Raw genomic sequence first — 19,349 nt, forward strand, 5'->3', positions numbered from 1 at the left:
CCTCATTTCGCCCTCACTCCGTGCTTTCGGACCGTCACCCTGCGGGCATGAACGGTTGTACGAAGGGACCAACCCGCGAGTATCCGGGGAGGGAGGGAGACCTGTGACCGAGGGGGACGGCGTGCGCGCCGGGGAGCTGCCCGACGACCTCACCGCCGCCGAGGCGGGCATGTGGCAGGCGTTCCGCAACGGCAGCGTGTACGACCTGAGCAGTGGGGACGCCGTGGCGGACGACCCGCACGCGGGCGGGCCGTGGGACGCGGAGCGGACCGTGCGGGCGCGCATCGTGTGCTGGCTGCTGCTGGACGGACCGCCCGCCCTGGCCGGGCGGGTGGCGTCGCTGAAGCTGGTCGGGGTGCAGGTCAGCGGCTCGCTGGACCTCGCGGGCGGCACGGTGGAGCCCTATGTGGAGCTGCGCCGCTGCCGGTTCGAGCAGGACGTGCTGCTGCCGGAGGCCCGCTTCACGACCCTTCGGATGGTGGACTGCTCGGTGCCGCGGCTGGAGGCGGCCCGGGTGCAGACGGAGGGGGACCTGCACCTGCCGCGCTGCCGCTTCCACCACGGCATCCGGCTCACCGACGCGCAGATCGGCACGGACCTGATGCTGAACCAGGCGGTCGTGCACCGGGACCGCAGCGGCCGGTCGATCGCGGCGGACGGCCTGACCGTCGGCCAGGACCTTCAGGCCGAGCTGCTGGAGTCGCACGGCGAGCTGAGCCTGCGCGCGGCGACCGTCGGCGTGTCGCTGAGCCTGCGCGGGGCCCGGCTGACCCACCCGTACGCCCGGCTGGCGCTGAACGCCCCGCAGCTGACCGTCGAGCGCAGTCTGTACCTGACCCCGGCGGGCGTGGGGGCGCAGGCGATGAGCGGGATGACCCCGGCGGAGGGGACCCGGATCCAGCGGTTCGCCTGCGAGGGCGGGATGCGGCTGGACGACGGGCGGTTCGGCGACGCCGTCGACTTCGAGCTGGCCCGGTTCACCCTCGCGGACGACCAGGAGGTGTCGCTGCGCCGGGTGCAGACGCCGGAGCTGCGGTTCCTCGGGGAGCGGCCGGCGCGCGGGCGGGTGGTGCTGTCCGGGGCGAAGGTCGTCAACCTGATGGACCGGGCGGACGCCTGGCCCGGCCCCGGGCGGCTGCACATGGGCGGCTTCGCCTACGAGAACCTCGTGCCGCGCGGGCCGTTCCCGCTGGACGAGCGGCTCCGGTGGGTCGCCGCGGCGACCGCCGAGTACAACCCGGAGCCGTACGAGCGGCTCGCGGCCGTGCTGCGGGCGGGCGGGGAGGACCAGGGCGCCCGCGAGGTGCTGCTCGCCAAGCAGCGCCGGCACCGCGAAAGCCTGCCGCCGGCGGCCAAGGTGTGGGGCTACGCGCAGGACTGGACGGTCGCCTACGGCTACCGGCCGGGGCGGGCGGCGGTGTGGATGGTGGTGCTGTGGGCGGCGGGCTCCGTCGCCTTCGCGCAGGCCGGGCACCCGCCGATGAAGCGCGGCGAGCACCCGGAGTGGAGTCCGGTGCTCTTCACCCTCGACCTGCTGCTGCCGGTCGTCGACCTGGGCCAGGTGGGCTTCTGGCAGCTGCGCGGGGGGTGGCAGTGGCTGGCGACGGCGATGATCCTGCTCGGCTGGATCCTGGCGACGACGGTCGCGGCGGGCGCGACCCGGCTGCTGCGGCGCACGTGATGTGCACCCTGTGATCAAAGATGAAGAACGGTCACGTTTTTACCTTCTCTTGACCACGGGGCATACAACTTTCGTCGATTTGCCGGAACGATCTGGCGCGGCCCCGAGCGGCCGACTTTCAATGGTCGGCACCATGGCCATGCAGTTGCCGTTCATCCGCGCGAGCCGGATGACAAGGACCCCCCACCCCGCCGGCCGGCCGGACGACGACGAGGTGCTGCTCGACGCGCCCGACGCACGGCTGAGCCCGGCGCTGGTCGCGGCCGCCCGCGGCGAGCACGGCCCGGCCGCCGCCCTGCTCCTGGCCACCCGGACGGCCGGGGAGTGGGAGCGACGCGACCGGTACGTCACCCGGCTGGCAGCCTTCGCCCGCTCGCGCCCCGCTTGGCTGGACGCGTGGCTGGCCCTCGCCCCGAAGGACCCCGACGCGCTCCTGGTCGGGGCGCAGCTCGCGGTCGACCGCGCCTGGGACTCCCCGGCCCGGGCCGAACTGCTGCGCGAGGTGAGTCCGCTGATCACGGCGGCGGCCCGGGGCGACCAGCGCGACCCCGTGCCGTGGCGCCTCGCACTCGACCACGCCCGGGGCGCCCAGGCCGGGCACACCTACTTCGAGGAACTGTGGGCGGCGGCCGTCCGCCGCGCCCCGCACCACTACGGCTGCCATGTCGCGGCCCTGCGCTACCTGGCCGCCTCCTGGCACGGCTCGCACCGCGAGTGCTTCGACTTCGCCGACCGGGCCGCCCAGGACGCACCCGCCGGCGCACTCGTCCAGGCCCTGCCGGTCAGGGCCGCCTTCGGCTACCTCACCGACGGCTGCGGGCCCGAGGTGCCGCGCGAACGGCTCGACGCGGCCGCCGACCGGGCGATCGCCCTGTCCCCGCTGCTGCCCGTGGCCGACCCCTGGCCCGCCCGGATGCGCAACCTGCTGGTCTTCGTCCTGGTGCGCCTGGAGCGCTGGCAGGACGCCCGCGAACAGCTGCGGCTGAACGGCCCGTACGCCACCTCCTTCCCCTGGGACCGGATGTCGGACGACCCGCTCGGCCACTTCCTGGACGTGCGCGAGCAGGTCATGGCAGCGGCGGCCGGGGAGCCGCCCCGGCATCCACAGGGTGAACGGGGCGGACGGGTCCGCGGCGGCGACCATTAGGCTCTGGGGTCGTGACCACCGTCCGGCTCCCCCTCTTCCCCCTGAACTCGGTGCTGTTCCCGGGGCTCGTGCTCCCGCTCAACGTCTTCGAGGAGCGGTACCGCGCCATGATGCGCGAGCTGCTGAAGACGCCCGAGGACGAGCCGCGCCGGTTCGCCGTCGTGGCGATCCGCGACGGCCACGAGGTGGCCCCGAGCTCCCCCGGCATGCCCGATCCGACCGCCGTGCCCGAGCGCGGGCCCGCCGCGGGCTTCGGGCCGGACCCGGTCAAGGCGTTCCACAAGGTCGGCTGTATCGCGGACGCGGCGACCCTCCGGGAGCGCACCGACGGCTCCTTCGAGGTGCTGGCGACCGGCACCACCCGGGTGAAGCTGCTCTCGGTCGAGGCGTCCGGCCCGTTCCTCACGGCCGAGCTGGAGCCGCTCACGGAGGAACCCGGCGACGAGGCCGCGCCGCTGGCGGAGGGCGTGCTGCGCTCCTTCCGCCAGTACCAGAAGCGCCTGGCGGGCGCCCGCGAGCGGTCCCTGACGACCGGGGCGGACCTGCCCGACGAACCGGGCGTGGTGTCCTACCTCGTCGCCGCGGCGATGATGCTCGACACCCCGACCAAGCAGCGGCTGCTCCAGGCGCCCGACACGGCGTCCCGCCTGCGCGACGAGCTGAAACTCCTTCGCGCCGAGACGGCGATCATCCGTAATCTGCCGTCGTTGCCGGCGTCGGAGCTGACGCGCGGCCCGATGAGTCTCAACTGAGCGGACCGGCATGGCGAAGAAGGCGAAGAAGCAGCAGGGCGGCACACCCGCCACGGTGGCCCTCACGGCGGCCGGGGCGCGGTACACGGTCCACGCCTACGACCACGATCCCGCCCACCCCTCCTACGGCGAGGAGGCCGCCCAGGCCATGGGCGTCTCCCCCGACCGGGTCTTCAAGACCCTGGTCGCGGACGTCGACGGAGCGCTGACGGTCGCGGTGGTCCCGGTGGCGGGCCAGCTGGATCTCAAGGCCCTGGCGGCGGCGGTGGGCGGCAAGCGGGCGACCATGGCCGACCCGGCGCTCGCCGAACGCACCACGGGGTACGTCCGGGGCGGCATCTCCCCGCTGGGCCAGCGCAAGCGGCTCCCGACCGTCCTCGACGCCTCGGCGTCGGCCCACGCGACGATCTGCGTCTCGGCGGGGCGGAGGGGCCTGGAGGTGGAACTCGCCCCGGACACCCTGGCGACCCTCACCCAGGCCGTCCTGGCCCCGATCGGCCGCCCGTCCTGACCGGACGCGCTCCCCCGGCCGCGGGCGCCCGTCCCGGCCGGGCCGCACCACGTCCCCACGCCGGCGCGGCGGCGCGGCGCGACCCCACGGGGCGGGCGGCGCCCCGCCCTCACGACACGGCACGGGCCGCCGCTCCCCGGCGACGATGCCCGCCGTTCCCGGCTCGGGACGCCCGGAGCGAGCGGCGCGGCACGACACCACAGGGCAGGCGGCGCCCGGCGCGGGCGGGAACGGCGGCGCCCGGGTGGACGACGACGTACGGCTCGCGAGGCCCCGGCCCGCGAGCTACCGGCACGGGCCCGTCCCACCGCTCCCCGCGCCGCCGCAGCCCCGCCGGTTTCGGCGCCGGCCGGCTACGTGGCCGGCGGCTGCCCTCCGTGCGGCCCGTCCGCGAAGTCCGGCTCGGGGTCCCGGGGGCCGAACAGCGCCGTGAGCCCGAGGTGCACCACCAGGGCGGCGAGCGGCCAGGCCAGCAGCGCCCCCTTGGCCCCGAGCTTCAGCGGCGCGGAGAACGTCACCCCCTTGCCGACCTCCCGCGCGTGCGCGATCACGTCCTGCTCGGGTCCGAGCCAAACCCCGACCCGCCAGGCGAGCAGCGAGCCGAGCAGACCGCCGACGGCCAGCCCCACCACCAGCGGCACGCCCCCGCGCCGGCGCAGCAAGAACACCACCAGGGCACTGACCAGCCCGAAGGCCAGCGCGAGCAGCACGAACGTGCCGTCGACGCCGATCGCCTGCTCACCCTCGGTGTCCTTGAGGTAGACGACCCAGTTCCCGCCGCTCGCGTCCCCGACCAGCGGGACGTGCGGCGCGAGCTTCCACCACAGCAGGCCCAGCAGCAGCCCGCCGAGGGCCACGGCCACGGCGACCACACCGGCCTCGCGTACTTCCGTCCTCATGCCGGGGCCGTCCTGTCCGTACCAGCCGTCTGCGGTGTGCCCGGCGTGCTCGGAGCCGGGTGCCACGGGCCCGTCGGCCGGCGGCTGCCACGGTCCCTGAGCGGAGTGGTCGTGCGGTGGCGGTGGCGGAGTCAGCGGTGCGGTCACCCTGTCATCGTGCCAGGCCCGCCTGTGTGCCGCGTCACCGGACGACCCGTCCCGACTCACCGGACGGCCGCCCGGCGGTACGCCCAGGTCGCCACGGCCAGCGAGACGACGCCCACGGCCCCGCACACGGCGAGGTCCCCCAGCACGAACGCCCAGTCGGGGTCCGGCCCGAACGTCCGGGCGAACGCCTCCACCCCGTAGGTGGACGGCAGCAGGTCCCGCGCGAAGCGCACGAACTCCGGCATCCGGTCCGCCGGGAGCACCCCCAGCAGCAGCGCCGCCGACATGCCCAGCTGCCCCAGCAGCGTGGCCAGCTCGGGCCGGGGCGCGAGCAGCCCGAGGGCCGCCCCCAGACCGGCGAGCGCGGCGCCCGCGAGGGGGATGACGGCCAGAAGGATCCACAGATGGGCCAGCGGCAGCCCGAAGAGCACACAGCCGAACACGGCCGTCACGACCGTCCCGGGCACGGTGAACGAGGCGTACGCGCCCGCCGCGCCCAGCACCACGGCCGCCGGCGGCACCGGCAGGGTCGCGTAGTGGTCGAGCCCGCCGCTCGCCCGCAGCTGACCGAAGTACTGCGCGAGCAGGTTCAGCGCCACGAAGGCGACGACCAGGACCGAGGAGCCGGCGACGACCGCCTGCGCCTCCGCCCCGTCGTCCACGACCCCGCGCATCAGGATCATGATCCCGACCGACTGGAAGGTCGCCACGAACAGCAGCGGGATCCGCGCCACCCGCGCCCGGGACAGCTGCGCCCGGTACACGGCCGCCAGCGAGGGCCACAGCCGCGCCCGGGGACCGAGCTCGGCCGCGCCCGCGGCGGGCTCCTCGGCGGCCAGGGCACCGCCCGGCAGGACATCGGCGGGTACGACACTCACGTCGCGCTGCTCCCCTTCGTCGGGTCCACTGCGGCAGTCGGTACGTACGGTGGGGCCCGGCTGCTCAAGACCGGCGCGGCTCACGCCTTCACCAGCCCCTGCTGCGCAGCCCCGCCCAGGGCCAGGTAGACGTCCTCCAGGCTGGGCGTGGTCAGGGTGAAGTCGTCCAGCGCGGCGAAGGCGGCCCCGCCGGTGACGGTCGCCACGACCGCCCGGGCCTCCTCGGGCCCGAGCCGCAGCGTCCAGCGGCGGCCCGACTCCGCGACCCGGTCCCGCAGCGCGGCCACCTCCGGGACGTGCAGCGGCGCGGCCTGACGCCACACGAGGTCGACCCGCACCTCGCCGGCGACCCGTTCCTTCAGCCCGGCCGGGGTGTCGCAGGCGATGACCCGTCCCCGGTCCAGCACGGCCACCCGGTCCAGCACAGTCTCGGCCTCGATGACGTTGTGGGTGACCAGCAGCACCGTCGTCCCGTGCTCGGCGCGCCGCCGGTCGACGGCGGACCAGACGGCCCGCCGCGCCACCGGGTCCATGCCGGTGGTCGGCTCGTCCAGCACGAGCAGCGGCCGCTTCCCGACCAGGGCAGCCGCGAAGCACGCCAGGCGCCGCTGGCCCCCGGAGAGCTTCTTCAGCGGCCGTCCGGCCAGCGGGGCGAGGCCCAGTTCGTCCAGGACGGCGTCCCGCTCGGCGCGGGCCCGCGCGGCGTCCAGTCCGCGCAGCCGCCCGGTGGTCTCGGCGGCGAGCGACACGGTCAGCTCGTCGAGGGCGGTCGACTCCTGACCCAGGTAGGCGAGGATCCGCGCGGCCCGTTCCGGGTGGCGCACGATGTCGTGACCGAGGATCTCCACGCTGCCGCGGTCGGGCCGCATGAGCCCGGTGAGCTGCCGCACGAGGGTGGACTTGCCGGCGCCGTTCGGCCCGAGCAGGCCGAAGATCTCGCCCCGGCGGATGTCCACGTGCACGTCGTCCGTGGCCCGGACCTCGGGGGTGGCGGGCACTCCGCGCCGGCCCCGCCCGGCCGGATACGTCTTGGTCAGCCCGCGCACCGCGCACACGATGTCCCCATCGTGCCGAAATGCCTGTGCCGCGCGCGTACTCACAAGGGACGAGACTACGGGGTCCGGGACCCCGTCCCGCTCCCGGGGCGGCGGGTGAGGGGAAATCCGCCCGGGGAATTCTCAGTCGCCGGCCGGGGCGTGCTCCACACCCGTGCGGACGCCGATCTCCTTCCAGAAGCCGGCCCGGATGGCGTAGCGGTCCCGCTCGTCGATCTGGTCGTCCTTGTGGGCGAGCAGACCGAAGCGGGCGGCGTAGCGCAGCAGCTCGCCGTCGACGCGGTGCGGGATGCGGGGGTACATCCCGGACAGTTTCTGCAGGTGGCCGTGGTCGCCGAGGCGCTCGACCCAGCGCCGGGCGAAGACCTGCCCCACCTCGAAGGGGTCGCCGCCGACCGTGGTGATGTCCTCCTCGCGGTCGGCCCAGCGCTGCTCGGCGGTGGTCAGCTGGGCGAGCGTCGGCATCGAGGCGGCCTCGGGGGGCTCGGGCGCGGGCCGGTCGACCCACCCTTTGTCGGAGGACCAGCGCAGAGTGGCGGAGGAGGGCTGCCGCTCGGGCTGGGCGCCGGGGGCCCGCAGGGCTGCCAGGTCCTTGGGGGTGGGGACCCCTTTGGCGGCGGCGGGCACCCGCTCGCCGGTGCCGTTGGCCGCGGGGCCGGCCACCTGGTGGTCGGGTTGCGAGGCGGGCCGCTCGGACGGGGCGGACAGGGCGGAGTCCGGCAGGGGCGCGGAGAGGATCGCGGCGATCTCGGGCCGGGGCGCGGGCTGCGGGGCGCACACCCCCGTGTGCTCCTTGGCGCGGACGGCCTTGGTGATCCACGTCCGGTCCAGGACGCGCCGCTCGTCGGCCTCGGCGACCAGGTCCTCGGACTGGTTGTAGTCGCCGTCGGCGGCCTGGACGGCCCACAGGTGCACCGCGACGCCGTGCTCCTTGGCGGCCATCATGCCGGGCAGCAGATCGCCGTCGCCGGTGACCAGGACGATGTCGGAGCAGGCGCGGTTGCGGGCCAGTTCGGTGAGCTCGGCGTGCATGGCCGCGTCCACGCCCTTCTGTGCCCAGCGACCGTCGCTGCGGGTCAGTGCGCCCAGGCGGACGGTGACCCGGGGCATGACGCGCAGCCGGCGGTGCTCGGGCTGGGGGACGCGGTCGGGGGCGCCGTCGAACCAGTAGATGCGCAGCAGGGGCTGCGCGGTGTCGGACTCGGCGCGCTCGCGCAACGCCTGGATGAGGGCGGTGTGGTCGACGGTGATGCGGGACCGCGAGGGCTCCCCGGCGAGAAGGCTCGCCGCGGCTCCCAGCAGATATCCGGCGTCCACCAGGACGATGCAGCGGTCCACGCGACTCACCCGCTTCCCAGGAGGTTTGCTTCGGGGCTCGCTTCGAGTCTGCCCGACGGCGCGGAGGTTAACGGCCGGAACTCGATCTTCGGCGTGGCGTTTCGCCCCGCCCTTCTCCGACTACCCCTGTCACGCACGGTGATTGCCCGACATGCGAGCGTTGCCGGCGTGTGTGAATCTGGTCCCGGCCCTGGCCCCTAGATCCCCCACAGGAGGCATCACCATGGCCAAGAACAAGAACCGTGACCGTAAGCAGCAGCGTCCGACCGACCGCGGGCAGCGGGCGGACCGCCGTCCGGCGGCCGAGGCGGAGGCCCAGCCCGAGGTCGAGTTGACCCCCGGCGACGTGGCGACCCGCAAGCGGAAGCGCAGCTTCGGCCACAACTGACGTCTGTGTAGAGGGTTTTAGACCTTCCCACACACGTGCACGAGGGGCGTACCAGGTACCGGGTACGCCCCTCACGCGCGCCGGAGGTCCGCGCCGGCCGGTTCAGCCGGCCAGGCAGGACGGGCCGAGCAGCACCTTCAAGTCGCCGAAGAGCGCCGGGTCGGGCTTGACCCGGTGCCGGTCCAGCCGCAGCACGGTGGTCTTGGTCGGGCCCTGGAGCTTGATCCGGACCTCGCTGTCGCCCTTGTGGTGGCTGAGGACCTCGCCGAGGCGGCTGACCAGCGGCGGGGTGACCCGGGTGGCCGGGATGGTGAGGACCACGGGGGCGTTCGCGCCGGCGTTGGACAGGTCCGGGATCATCAGCTCCATCGCGACCAGACGCGGCACGTCCTCGCGCTTGTCGAGCCGGCCCTTGACGAACACCACGGCGTCCTCGACGAGTTGCGTCGAGACGAGCTGGTACGTCGCGGGGAAGAACATGCACTCGATGGAGCCGGCCAGGTCCTCGACGGTGGCGATGGCCCAGGCGTTGCCCTGCTTGGTCATCTTGCGCTGCAGGCCGGAGATGATGCCGCCGATGGTGACGACCGCCCCGTCCGCGTGCTCGCCGCCGGTCAGCTGGGAGATGCCCGCGTCGGCCTTGTCGGACAGGATGTGCTCCAGCCCGAACAGCGGGTGGTCGGAGACGTACAGACCGAGCATCTCCCGCTCCTGGGCGAGCAGATAGGTCTTGTCCCACTCGTCGGTGGAGAACTCGACGTCGAGCCCGAAGCCCGGTTCGCTGGTCTCGGCCTCGCCCATGCCGCCGAAGAGGTCGAACTGCCCCTCGGCCTCCTTGCGCTTGACCGCGACCACGTTGTCGATCATCGGCTCGTACTGGGCGGTGAGGCCCTTGCGGGTGTGGCCCATGGAGTCGAAGGCGCCGGCCTTGATCAGGGACTCGGTGGTGCGCTTGTTGCAGACCACCGCCTCCACCTTGTCCAGGTAGTCCGGGAACGAGGTGTACTTCCCCTTGGCCTTGCGGCACCGGATGATCGACTCGACCACGTTCGTGCCGACGTTGCGGACGGCGGACAGGCCGAACAGGATCACGTCGTCGCCCTGCGCGGCGAAGTTGGACATCGACTCGTTGACGTTCGGCGGGAGCACCTTGATGCCCATGCGGCGGCACTCGTTGAGGTAGACGGCCGACTTGTCCTTGTCGTCCTTCACGGAGGTGAGCAGGGCGGCCATGTACTCGGCGGGGTGGTTCGCCTTGAGGTACGCCGTCCAGTACGAGACGAGTCCGTACGCGGCGGAGTGCGCCTTGTTGAACGCGTAGCCGGCGAAGGGGACCAGCACGTCCCACAGTGCCTGGATGGCCTCGTCGCTGAAGCCCTTCTTGCGGGCGCCCTCCTGGAAGAGGACGAAGTTCTTCGCCAGTTCCTCGGGCTTCTTCTTGCCCATCACGCGGCGGAGGATGTCGGCCTCGCCGAGCGAGTAACCGGCGATGATCTGGGCGGCCTTCTGCACCTGCTCCTGGTAGACGATCAGGCCGTAGGTGACGTCCAGGACCTCCTTGAGGGGCTCCTCCAGCTCGGGGTGGATGGGCGTGATCTCCTGCTGCCCGTTCTTGCGCAGCGCGTAGTTCGTGTGGGAGTTCATGCCCATCGGGCCCGGGCGGTACAGGGCCGACACGGCGGAGATGTCTTCGAAGTTGTCCGGCTTCATCAGCCGCAGCAGGGAGCGCATGGGCCCGCCGTCGAACTGGAAGACGCCGAGCGTGTCGCCGCGCTGGAGCAGGTCGAAGGTCGTGGGGTCGTCGAGCGGGAGGCTCAGGAGATCGATGTCGATCCCCTTGTTGGCCTTCACCATCTTGACGGCGTCGTCCATGATCGTGAGGTTGCGCAGGCCGAGGAAGTCCATCTTCAGCAGGCCGAGCGACTCACAGCTCGGGTAGTCCCACTGCGTGATCGTCACGCCGTCGGTGTGCCTCACCCAGACCGGGACGTGGTCGGTGATGGTCTCGCTGGACATGATCACGCCGGCCGCGTGCACGCCCATCTGCCGGACCAGGCCCTCCACACCGCGGGCGGTGTCGATGACCTTCTTCACGTCCGGCTCGTTCTCGTACATCCCGCGGACCTCGCCGGCCTCGCTGTAGCGCGGGTGGTTCGGGTCGGTGATGCCGGAGAGCGGGATGCCCTTGCCGAGGACGTCGGCGGGCATGGCCTTGGTGATGCGGTCGCCCATCGCGTACGGGTAGCCCAGCACGCGCGCGGAGTCCTTGATCGCGTTCTTGGCCTTGATGGTGCCGTACGTGCCGATCATGGCGACCTTGTCGGCGCCGTACTTCTCGGTGACGTACCGGATCACCTCGACGCGCCGGCGCTCGTCGAAGTCGATGTCGACGTCGGGCATGGAGATGCGCTCGGGGTTGAGGAACCGCTCGAAGATCAGGCCGTGCGGGATCGGGTCGAGGTCGGTGATGCCGAGCGCGTAGGCGACGATCGAGCCGGCCGCGGAGCCTCGGCCGGGGCCGACCGCGATGCCCTGTTTCTTGGCCCACATGATGAAGTCGGCGACCACGAGGAAGTAGCCCGGGAAGCCCATCGAGATGATGGTGTCCATCTCGTACTCGACCTGCTTCATGCGGTCGTCCGGGATGCCGTCCGGGAAGCGGCGGTGCATGCCGCGCAGGGTCTCCTCGCGGAACCAGCTGACCTCCGTGTACCCCTCCGGGATGTCGAACTTCGGCATCAGGTCGCGCTTCTCGAACATGCCGGTCGTGTCGACCATCTCGGCGATCAGGCGCGTGTTGGCGCAGCCCTCCTGCCAGGCGTCCGAGGAGTCGATGGCGTACATCTCGTCCGTGGACTTGAGGTAGTAGCCGGTGCCGTCGAACTTGAAGCGGTCCGGGTCGGAGAGGTTCTTGCCGGTCTGGATGCACAGCAGCGCGTCGTGGGCGGTCGCCTCGTGCGCGTAGGTGTAGTGCGAGTCGTTGGTGACCAGCGGGGGGATGCCGAGCTTCTTGCCGATCTCCAGCAGGCCGTCGCGGACGCGGTGCTCGATGTCGATGCCGTGGTCCATCAGCTCCAGGAAGTAGCGGTCCTTGCCGAAGATGTCCTGGTAGTCGGATGCGGCCTTGAGGGCCTCGTCGAACTGGCCGAGCCGCAGCCGGGTCTGGACCTCGCCCGAGGGGCAGCCGGTGGAGGCGACGATCCCCTCGGACCACTGGGAGATCGTCTCCTTGTCCATCCGGGGCCACTTCTGCAGCCAGCCCTCGGCGTACGCGTCGGAGGAGAGCCGGAAGAGGTTGTGCAGACCGGTGCTGTTCACGGCCCACATCGTCTTGTGGGTGTAGCCGCCGGAACCGGAGACGTCGTCCCGCTTCTGGTGCGGCTGGCCCCACTGGATCTTGCGCTTGTTGCGCCGGGACTCGGGCGCGACGTACGCCTCGATGCCGATGATCGGGGTGATCCCGGCCTTCTGCGCGGAGTGGTAGAAGTCGTACGCCCCGTGGAGGTTGCCGTGGTCGGACATGGCGATGTGCGACATGCCCATCTCGTTGCACGCGTCGAACATGTCCTTCAGCCGCGCGGCACCGTCCAGCAGCGAGTACTGGGTGTGGACGTGCAGGTGCGTGAACGGCGGCTTCGACACGGCTGCGGCCTCCAGGGAAGACGTGGGCGGACGGGGCCCGACAGGCTGCGGACAGTCTGGGGGACAGCGTCGAAGTCTATGCCTCGGCACCGACAGCCGGAGGGCTGACCCGCGTACCGTCTCGGCGTGGGCCGCGGGCACTCCCGCCGGCCACCGCACGTTAGGCAAGGGGCGGACCCGCCGCCCGCAGACGTCTGCACCAGGAGGCACCCAGCGATGTCGTTCCCGCAGCTCAGCGACGAGCAACGCGGTGAGGAGATCCTCGCCGTCTTCGACACCGCCTTCAGCCGGCTGCTGTCCGCCGACCCGGCCGCGTTCCGTGTGAAGTTCCGCAAGATGGCGGCCTCGGCGTTCGCCTTCTACCGGGGCACGGCGTGCCTCTTCTACCACGACCTGGACGAGGAGAAGGACGCCGGGCGGGCCGGGAGCACGCCCGGCCTGCCGTACCTGGACGAGCGCACCTCGCGCGTGTGGATCCACGGCGACCTGCACGCGGAGAACTTCGGCACGTACATGGACTCCACCGGCCGCCTGATCTTCAACGTCAACGACTTCGACGAGGCCTACGTCGGTCCTTTCACCTGGGACCTGAAGCGCTTCGCCGCCTCCGTCGCGCTGATCGGGTACGCCAAGGCGCTCAGCGACGAGCAGATCTCCGAACTGGTGACGGTCTACGCCGTCGCCTACCGGGAGCGGATACGCGCGCTGGCGACCGGCGCCAAGAGCGACGAGGTGCCGCCCTTCACCCTGGACACCGCGCAGGGCCCGCTGCTGGACGCGCTGCGCGACGCCCGCTCCCTGACCCGGTTCGGGCTGCTGGAGTCGATGACGGAGATCCGCGAGTTCGAGCGCCGCTTCGCGCCCGGCGGCGGCTCCGTGGAGCTGGACGCGGCCACGCGGTACAAGGTCCTCGCCGCGTTCGACGGCTACCTGGAGACGCTCCCGGACGACTCCCTGACCCGTCCGGACTCCTACCGCGTGAAGGACGTCGTGGGCCGGCGCGGCATCGGCATCGGCTCCGCGGGGCTGCCGTCGTACAACATCCTGCTGGAGGGGCACAGCGACGCCCTGGAGAACGACGTGGTGATCTACATCAAGCAGGGCCAGACCCCGGCGGTCTCCCGGCACATCACCGACCCGGCGATCCGCGACTACTTCCGGCACGAGGGGCACCGCACGGTCATCTCCCAGCGGGCCCTCCAGGCGCACGCCGACCCGTGGCTGGGCTGGACGGAGCTGGACGGCGCGGGCCAGCTGGTCGCCGAGGTCTCGCCGTACGCGGTGGACCTCGACTGGGGGGACATCGACGAGGCCGAGGAGATCGCGCAGGTGGTGGCGGACCTCGGCCGGGCGACGGCCGCCATGCACGCGGCGGCCGACGACCAGTCCGGCGAGTCCCTGGTGCCGTTCTCCACCGAACGGGCCATCGATGCTGCGATCGCGGCCGACGAGGAGGGCTTCGCGCCCCTGCTGGTGGACTTCGCCCACGGCTACGGCGCCCGCGCGCGGGCCGACCACCAGATCTTCGTAGACCTGTTCCGCAACGGCCGCATCCCGGGACTGTGACGAACGGCACCTTTCACAGGCACCCTTTAGGGGTCTCTTACCGGCCCGCGTGACAGACTCTCCTATCGCTATGGACATATCCGGGATCCCGCTCAGAGCCGTACGCGCGGCGCTGTTCACGGCCGTGGTCGTGACGCTCAGCACCGCGTCGCACGTGCTGCTGTCGCGGGTCCCGCTGCCGGTGGGCACGGTGACCGCGGTCGCCGCCGCCGTGTTCGCCCTCGCGTTCGCCCTGGCGGGCCGCGAGCGCTCCTTCGCGCGGATCGCGGCCCTGCTGGTCCCGCTGGAGCTGGCCGCCGACACCGTGTTCACCACCGGCCAGCACGCCTGCTACGGCCGGGCGGGCGGCCCGGTCGCGGGCCCGCTGCGCTCGGTCGGCCTGGAGGTGCTCTGCGGCGGCGGCGAGGTCGGCGGTCCGCTGGCCCGGGTGGCCGACGCCACCGGCACCGAGCGGCTCGCCGCCACGATCGCCCACGCCGACCCGGCCACGGCCTGGCTGCTGCTCGGTGCGCACCTCGGGGTCGGCCTCACGGCCGCCCTCTGGCTGCGCCGGGGCGAGCGGGCCCTCGCGCAGCTGCTGCGGGCGGTGGCGGCGACGACGTTCCGGCCGCTGCTGCTGGCGGTCGCCGCGGTCGCGGTGGAGCGGTCCCCCGCCGGACGCCGGCCGGCCGCACCCGCGGCCCGCCGCGGGGCCGGCGCCCGCGGCCGGCTCCTCGCGTACTCCCTGGGACGGCGTGGACCGCCGTGCTCGCCCGCCCTCGTCTGAGGCGCACCCCGAGCACCCGCAGTCCCCCTCACGCAGTCCGCGCACCGGCGTGTGCGCGTCCCCCACTGGAGAACACCACCATGAGCAAGCGGAACAGCCAGGCGGCCAAGACGGCGGCCCGCGAGCGGCTGCGCATCGAGCGCGAGCGCGAGGCCAAGCGCGCGAAGACCAGGCGGCAGGTCATCGTCGCCGGTTCGATCGTCGCCGTCCTGGCGATAGCCGGCGGCATCGGCTACGCGGTCGTCCAGGCCAACGAGCCCGACGGATGGGACGCCGCCAAGGACGCCAAGCTCGTCAAGCCGGCGAACACGTCCGGCAAGGACGGCACCACGGTCGTCATCGGCAAGGACAGCGCCGAGAAGACCCTCGTCATGTACGAGGACCCGCGCTGCCCGGCCTGCGCCGCGTTCGAGCAGGCCGTCGGCCCGACCGTCGACAAGGACGTCGAGGACGGCAAGTACAAGATCCAGTTCGTCGGTGCGACGTTCATCGACAGGAACGTGCCGGGAGTGGGCTCCAAGAACGCCCTGAGCGCGCTCGGCGCCGCGCTGAACGTCAGCCCCGAGGCCTTCCTGGAGTACAAGACGGCGCTGTACTCGACGAAGTTCCACCCGGAGGAGACCGAGGACAAGTTCAAGGACGACGACTACCTGATCAAGGTGGCGAACTCCGTCGACGGCCTGAAGGGCAACAAGACCTTCCAGACGGCGGTCAAGAAGGGCACCTACGACAAGTGGGCGCTGGTCATGGGCGAGAAGTTCGACGCCGACGGCGAGAAGTACGGCTTCCAGGGCACGCCTTCGCTGGTCATGGACGGCAAGAAGGTCACCGGCAGCGACGGCCAGAGCGCCCCGATGACCACCGCCGACTTCAACAAGGCGATCGACGCCGCGCTCAAGAAGTAGCCGCAGCGGACGCCCCCCCCCGGCCGGTCCGCGTGCCCGGTCCGCCGTAGCACGGAGCGGCGCCGCGCGCGGGCCGGCCGGGGGGATGTGAGCAGCGACTACTCAAACAGCGGGCGAACTTCCGGAGTTCGCCCGCCGTGGGTCATACCGACCGGTAACCTGATCGGCCGTGACCAGTCGATACAGATCATCGAACACGTCCGAGGGCCTCAACTCCCTCACTCCACGCCGCCGTACGGTCGTCAAGGCCGCGGCGGCGACTGCCGTCCTGGCCGGGCCGCTGGCGGCAACCCTGCCCGCCCGCGCCGTGGACCAGGCCCCCGCCTTCCTGCACGGCGTCGCCTCCGGTGACCCCCTGCCGGACGGCATCCTGCTGTGGACGCGTGTGACGCCCGTCCCCGAGGCGATACCGGGCTCGGGTACCGGCCCGGACACCGAGGTGGGCTGGATCGTCGCCCGGGACAAGGCGTTCACGCACATCGTCGCCAAGGGCTCCACCCTCGCGACGGCCGCCTCCGACCACACCGTGAAGGCCGACATCCGCGGTCTGGAGCCGGCCACCGACTACTGGTTCCGCTTCTCCGCCGGCGGCACCGACTCCCCCGCCGCCCGCACCCGCACCGCCCCCGCGCACGACGCGGCCGTCACGGGCCTGCGCTTCGGCGTGGTCTCCTGCGCCAACTGGGAGGCCGGCTGGTTCTCCCCGTACCGGCACCTCGCGGCCCGCGGCGACCTGGACGCCTGGCTGCACCTGGGCGACTACATCTACGAGTACGGCACCGGCGAGTACGGCACCCGCGGCAAGGTCGTCCGCCCGCACGCCCCGGCGCACGAGATCGTCACGCTGGCCGACTACCGCACCCGGCACGCCCGTTACAAGACCGACCCGGACCTCCAGGCGCTGCACGCGGCGGCCCCCGTCGTGGCGATCTGGGACGACCACGAGTTCGCCAACGACACCTGGTCGGGCGGCGCGGAGAACCACACGGAGGGCGCCGAGGGCACCTGGTCCGCCCGCCAGGCCGCCGCCAAGCAGGCCTACTTCGAGTGGATGCCCGTGCGCCCCGCCCTCGCGGGCACCACCTACCGCCGGCTGCGCTTCGGCAAGCTGGCCGACCTCTCGCTGCTCGACCTGCGCTCGTTCCGCTCCCAGCAGGTCAAGGTCGGCAACGGCGAGGTCGACGACCCGGACCGCACCCTCACCGGCCGCGCCCAGCTCGACTGGCTCAAGGCGGGCCTGAAGGCGTCCGACACCACCTGGCGCCTGGTCGGCAACTCCGTGATGATCTCGCCGTTCGCCATCGGCTCGCTCTCCGCCGACCTGCTGAAGCCGCTCGCCAAGCTGCTGGGCCTGCCGCAGGAGGGCCTCGCCCTGAACACCGACCAGTGGGACGGCTACACCGACGACCGCCGCGAAATCCTGGCCCACCTGCGCGCGAACGCCATCCGCAACACGGTCTTCCTCACCGGCGACATCCACATGGCGTGGGCCAACGACGTGCCGGTCGACGCCGGCACCTACCCGCTGTCCCCGTCGGCCGCGACGGAGTTCGTCGTCACCTCGGTCACCTCGGACAACCTCGACGACATCGTGAAGGTGCCGGAGGGCACGGTCTCCGCGGTGGCCTCACCGGTGATCCGCGCGGCCAACCGGCACGTGCACTGGGTCGACACCGACCGGCACGGCTTCGGCGTCCTGGACCTGACGGCCGAGCGCGCGCAGATGGACTTCTACGTCGTCTCCGACCGCGCGAAGCGCGACGCGACGGCCAAGTGGTCCCGCTCGTACCGCACCCGCAGCGGCACGCAGAAGCTCGAGCGCACCTACGACCCGGTGTAACGGCTACAGGGTCTCGAGGAAGCCGAGCGCCACCCGCCAGGTGGTCTCGGCGGCCTCCGCGTCGTAGTCCGGCAGGTCGGGGTCGGTGTACAGATGACCGGCCCCGGCGTACCGGTACACCTCGACGTCGGCTCCGGTGCGCCCCATCTGCAGGTACCAGGCACTGAGCCAGTCGTCCGTCTCGAAGGGGTCCGGCTCCGCCACGTGCAGCTGGACCGGCAGGTCCTCGGCCGTGGCGCCCGGGGCGATGTCCGACGTGCCGTGCAGGAGCAGCAGGCCGCGCGCCTTGTCGTCACCGAGGGCGAGGGTCTGCGCCACGGAGGCGCCGAGCGAGAACCCGGCGTAGACCAGCCCGCGCTCCGAGTAGGGCGCGGCGGCCAGCACCGCCCGCCTCAGCAGCTCGTCCTTGCCGATCTTCTCCTTGTGCTCCATGCCCTCCTCGACCGCCTCGAACGTGCGCCCCTCGAAGAGGTCGGGCGTCCACACCTGGTGCCCGGCCGACCGCAGCCGGTCGGCGGCCTGGTGGACGGCGGGCCGCAGCCCGTAGGTGGAGTGAAAGAGCATGATGTTCATGGGGCCATGGTGCCAGCCGGGTGTGGGGGCCCGGGATCACGGCAGTACCCAGGACGCAGCGGAAGTCACATGTTCATGCCCCCGGTGAGCCGGTTAGGTTCGGTGGCATGGAGAACCTGCTACGACCGCTGATCGTGGTCGGTGGCTCGGTCGTGCTCACGCTGGTGATCGGCTGGGCCACCGACTTCCTTCTGCGCAAGGCCGACCGACGGCACCACGACACCCCGCTGTGGGGTCTGCTCCGCCGTGCCCGCATCCCCTACCAGCTCGTGCTGTGCGCCGCCCTGCTGAGAGGGTCCTACGACCAGGCGCAGCTCCTGCAGAGCCGCGAGGAGGCCGTCGGCCGGACGCTGACGCTGGTGCTGATCGGGTCCACCGCCTGGCTGGTCATCCGGATCGCGGCGGCGATCGTCGAGACGTCCTACAGCCGGTACGCCCACGCCCGGGCGCACCGGGACCCGGCCCGGGTGCGCCGGGTGCGCACCCAGGTGTCGCTCATCATGCGGGTGGTGTCCGCGATCGTCGGCGTGGTGGCCGCGGCGAGCATGCTGCTGACCTTCCCGGCGTTCAAGGCGGCGGGCGCGTCCCTGCTGGCCTCGGCCGGAATCCTCGGCATCGTCGCCGGTGTCGCCGCCCAGTCCACGCTGAGCAACATGTTCGCCGGCTTCCAGATCGCCTTCGGCGACATGGTGCGCATCGGGGACACGGTGGTGGTGGACGGCGAGTGGGGCACGGTCGAGGAGGTCACGCTGACGTTCCTGACCGTCCGCACCTGGGACGAGCGCCGGATCACCATGCCGGTGTCGTACTTCACGTCCAAGCCGTTCGAGAACTGGTCGCGCGGCACGCCGCAGATGACCGGCATCGTGTTCTGGCACGTCGACCACTCCGCGCCCGTGGAGGCGATGCGCGACAAGCTCCGCGACATCCTGCGCGAGTGCCCGGCCTGGGACGGCCGCGCCTACAGCCTGTCCGTGACGGACAGCACCCCCAGCACCATGGAGGTGCGGGCGCTGGTGACGGCCAAGGACGCGGACGACATCTGGACCGTCCGGGTCACCGTCCGCGAGGAGATGATCCGCTGGCTGACCGCGGAGCACCCCTACGCCCTGCCGCGGGTGAACACCGCCGACGCGGTCCTGCCCCCGTCCCGGGGCGGCCACCGCTTCTCCCACGACGCCGTGCCGGTGCCGCAGCGCCGGTACCACGGCTCGGGCCGCACCGACCGCTGAGTCCGGCCCGCGCCCCCGCTCGGGAGGGC

The 19,349-nt window shown here is 72.4% G+C and carries 16 protein-coding genes; 10 read left to right on the plus strand and 6 right to left on the minus strand.

The annotated features are described in order from the left end of the window. Nucleotides 1-103 precede the first annotated feature (103 nt). The 4 genes from ACH4C6_RS31235 to ybaK all read left to right on the plus strand — a co-directional run bounded on the left by ACH4C6_RS31235 (nucleotide 104) and on the right by ybaK (nucleotide 4,091). On the plus strand, nucleotides 104-1,681 hold the full coding sequence (locus ACH4C6_RS31235) for an oxidoreductase (RefSeq protein WP_398112011.1): 1,578 nt from the start codon (nucleotides 104-106) through the stop codon (nucleotides 1,679-1,681). Nucleotides 1,682-1,802: 121 nt separating this feature from the next. Further along, nucleotides 1,803-2,828 (plus strand): hypothetical protein, encoded by a 1,026-nt coding sequence (locus ACH4C6_RS31240; RefSeq protein ID WP_398112013.1) that lies wholly within the window; start codon nucleotides 1,803-1,805, stop codon nucleotides 2,826-2,828. Nucleotides 2,829-2,839: 11 nt separating this feature from the next. Further along, nucleotides 2,840-3,580, plus strand: a complete 741-nt coding sequence (locus ACH4C6_RS31245; protein ID WP_398112014.1) for an LON peptidase substrate-binding domain-containing protein — start codon at nucleotides 2,840-2,842, stop codon at nucleotides 3,578-3,580. 10 nt (nucleotides 3,581-3,590) lie between these two features. Continuing rightward, entirely contained in the window at nucleotides 3,591-4,091 is a 501-nt protein-coding gene (gene ybaK, locus ACH4C6_RS31250; protein WP_398112015.1) for a Cys-tRNA(Pro) deacylase, read from the plus strand. Nucleotides 4,092-4,444: 353 nt separating this feature from the next. Here the strand turns inward: ybaK and ACH4C6_RS31255 are convergent, their stop codons facing one another. From ACH4C6_RS31255 to ACH4C6_RS31270, 4 genes are all read right to left on the minus strand, one after another. After that, nucleotides 4,445-5,137, minus strand: coding sequence for an AAA family ATPase (locus tag ACH4C6_RS31255; protein ID WP_398112016.1), 693 nt, complete (start codon nucleotides 5,135-5,137; stop codon nucleotides 4,445-4,447). A 56-nt stretch (nucleotides 5,138-5,193) separates the two neighbouring features. Continuing rightward, a complete protein-coding gene (locus ACH4C6_RS31260) occupies nucleotides 5,194-6,015 on the minus strand; it encodes an ABC transporter permease (protein WP_398112017.1) in 822 nt (273 codons plus the stop codon). Between the two features lie 80 nt (nucleotides 6,016-6,095). Next, a complete protein-coding gene (locus ACH4C6_RS31265; protein ID WP_398112018.1) occupies nucleotides 6,096-7,070 on the minus strand; it encodes an ABC transporter ATP-binding protein in 975 nt (324 codons plus the stop codon). Nucleotides 7,071-7,193: 123 nt separating this feature from the next. Beyond that, on the minus strand, nucleotides 7,194-8,408 hold the full coding sequence (locus tag ACH4C6_RS31270; protein ID WP_398112019.1) for an NYN domain-containing protein: 1,215 nt from the start codon (nucleotides 8,406-8,408) through the stop codon (nucleotides 7,194-7,196). Between the two features lie 223 nt (nucleotides 8,409-8,631). Between ACH4C6_RS31270 and ACH4C6_RS31275 the strand changes: the two genes are divergently transcribed. Then, nucleotides 8,632-8,796, plus strand: coding sequence for a hypothetical protein (locus ACH4C6_RS31275; RefSeq protein WP_369196239.1), 165 nt, complete (start codon nucleotides 8,632-8,634; stop codon nucleotides 8,794-8,796). Nucleotides 8,797-8,898: 102 nt separating this feature from the next. Here the strand turns inward: ACH4C6_RS31275 and dnaE are convergent, their stop codons facing one another. Further along, nucleotides 8,899-12,438, minus strand: coding sequence for a DNA polymerase III subunit alpha (gene dnaE, locus ACH4C6_RS31280; RefSeq protein WP_398112020.1), 3,540 nt, complete (start codon nucleotides 12,436-12,438; stop codon nucleotides 8,899-8,901). Between the two features lie 216 nt (nucleotides 12,439-12,654). Between dnaE and ACH4C6_RS31285 the strand changes: the two genes are divergently transcribed. The 4 genes from ACH4C6_RS31285 to ACH4C6_RS31300 all read left to right on the plus strand — a co-directional run bounded on the left by ACH4C6_RS31285 (nucleotide 12,655) and on the right by ACH4C6_RS31300 (nucleotide 17,515). Continuing rightward, a complete protein-coding gene (locus tag ACH4C6_RS31285) occupies nucleotides 12,655-14,004 on the plus strand; it encodes a DUF2252 domain-containing protein (protein ID WP_398112021.1) in 1,350 nt (449 codons plus the stop codon). A gap of 70 nt (nucleotides 14,005-14,074) precedes the next feature. Then, entirely contained in the window at nucleotides 14,075-14,770 is a 696-nt protein-coding gene (locus ACH4C6_RS31290) for a hypothetical protein (protein WP_398112022.1), read from the plus strand. An 80-nt stretch (nucleotides 14,771-14,850) separates the two neighbouring features. Then, nucleotides 14,851-15,675, plus strand: a complete 825-nt coding sequence (locus tag ACH4C6_RS31295; protein WP_398112023.1) for a thioredoxin domain-containing protein — start codon at nucleotides 14,851-14,853, stop codon at nucleotides 15,673-15,675. 169 nt (nucleotides 15,676-15,844) lie between these two features. Then, nucleotides 15,845-17,515 (plus strand): alkaline phosphatase D family protein, encoded by a 1,671-nt coding sequence (locus ACH4C6_RS31300; protein WP_398112024.1) that lies wholly within the window; start codon nucleotides 15,845-15,847, stop codon nucleotides 17,513-17,515. A 3-nt stretch (nucleotides 17,516-17,518) separates the two neighbouring features. Here the strand turns inward: ACH4C6_RS31300 and ACH4C6_RS31305 are convergent, their stop codons facing one another. Next, entirely contained in the window at nucleotides 17,519-18,088 is a 570-nt protein-coding gene (locus tag ACH4C6_RS31305; protein ID WP_398112025.1) for a dienelactone hydrolase family protein, read from the minus strand. A gap of 107 nt (nucleotides 18,089-18,195) precedes the next feature. On the opposite strand from ACH4C6_RS31305, the gene ACH4C6_RS31310 reads away from it, so the two are divergent. Further along, nucleotides 18,196-19,320: a mechanosensitive ion channel family protein gene (locus ACH4C6_RS31310; protein ID WP_398112026.1), complete on the plus strand. Its 1,125-nt coding sequence runs from the start codon at nucleotides 18,196-18,198 to the stop codon at nucleotides 19,318-19,320. Nucleotides 19,321-19,349: the final 29 nt, after the last annotated feature.

Origin of the sequence: Streptomyces sp. NPDC017943 (assembly GCF_044328425.1) — a bacterium.
Lineage (GTDB): Bacteria > Actinomycetota > Actinomycetes > Streptomycetales > Streptomycetaceae > Streptomyces > Streptomyces djakartensis_A.

Coding starts and splice junctions, on each gene's coding strand:
- ACH4C6_RS31275 (WP_369196239.1), top strand. CDS start 8,632: ATGGCCAAGAACAAGAACCGTGACCGTAAGCAGCAGCGTCCGACCGAC.
- ybaK (WP_398112015.1), top strand. CDS start 3,591: ATGGCGAAGAAGGCGAAGAAGCAGCAGGGCGGCACACCCGCCACGGTG.
- ACH4C6_RS31240 (WP_398112013.1), top strand. CDS start 1,803: ATGGTCGGCACCATGGCCATGCAGTTGCCGTTCATCCGCGCGAGCCGG.
- ACH4C6_RS31310 (WP_398112026.1), top strand. CDS start 18,196: ATGGAGAACCTGCTACGACCGCTGATCGTGGTCGGTGGCTCGGTCGTG.
- ACH4C6_RS31290 (WP_398112022.1), top strand. CDS start 14,075: ATGGACATATCCGGGATCCCGCTCAGAGCCGTACGCGCGGCGCTGTTC.
- ACH4C6_RS31295 (WP_398112023.1), top strand. CDS start 14,851: ATGAGCAAGCGGAACAGCCAGGCGGCCAAGACGGCGGCCCGCGAGCGG.
- ACH4C6_RS31305 (WP_398112025.1), bottom strand. CDS start 18,088: ATGAACATCATGCTCTTTCACTCCACCTACGGGCTGCGGCCCGCCGTC.
- ACH4C6_RS31285 (WP_398112021.1), top strand. CDS start 12,655: ATGTCGTTCCCGCAGCTCAGCGACGAGCAACGCGGTGAGGAGATCCTC.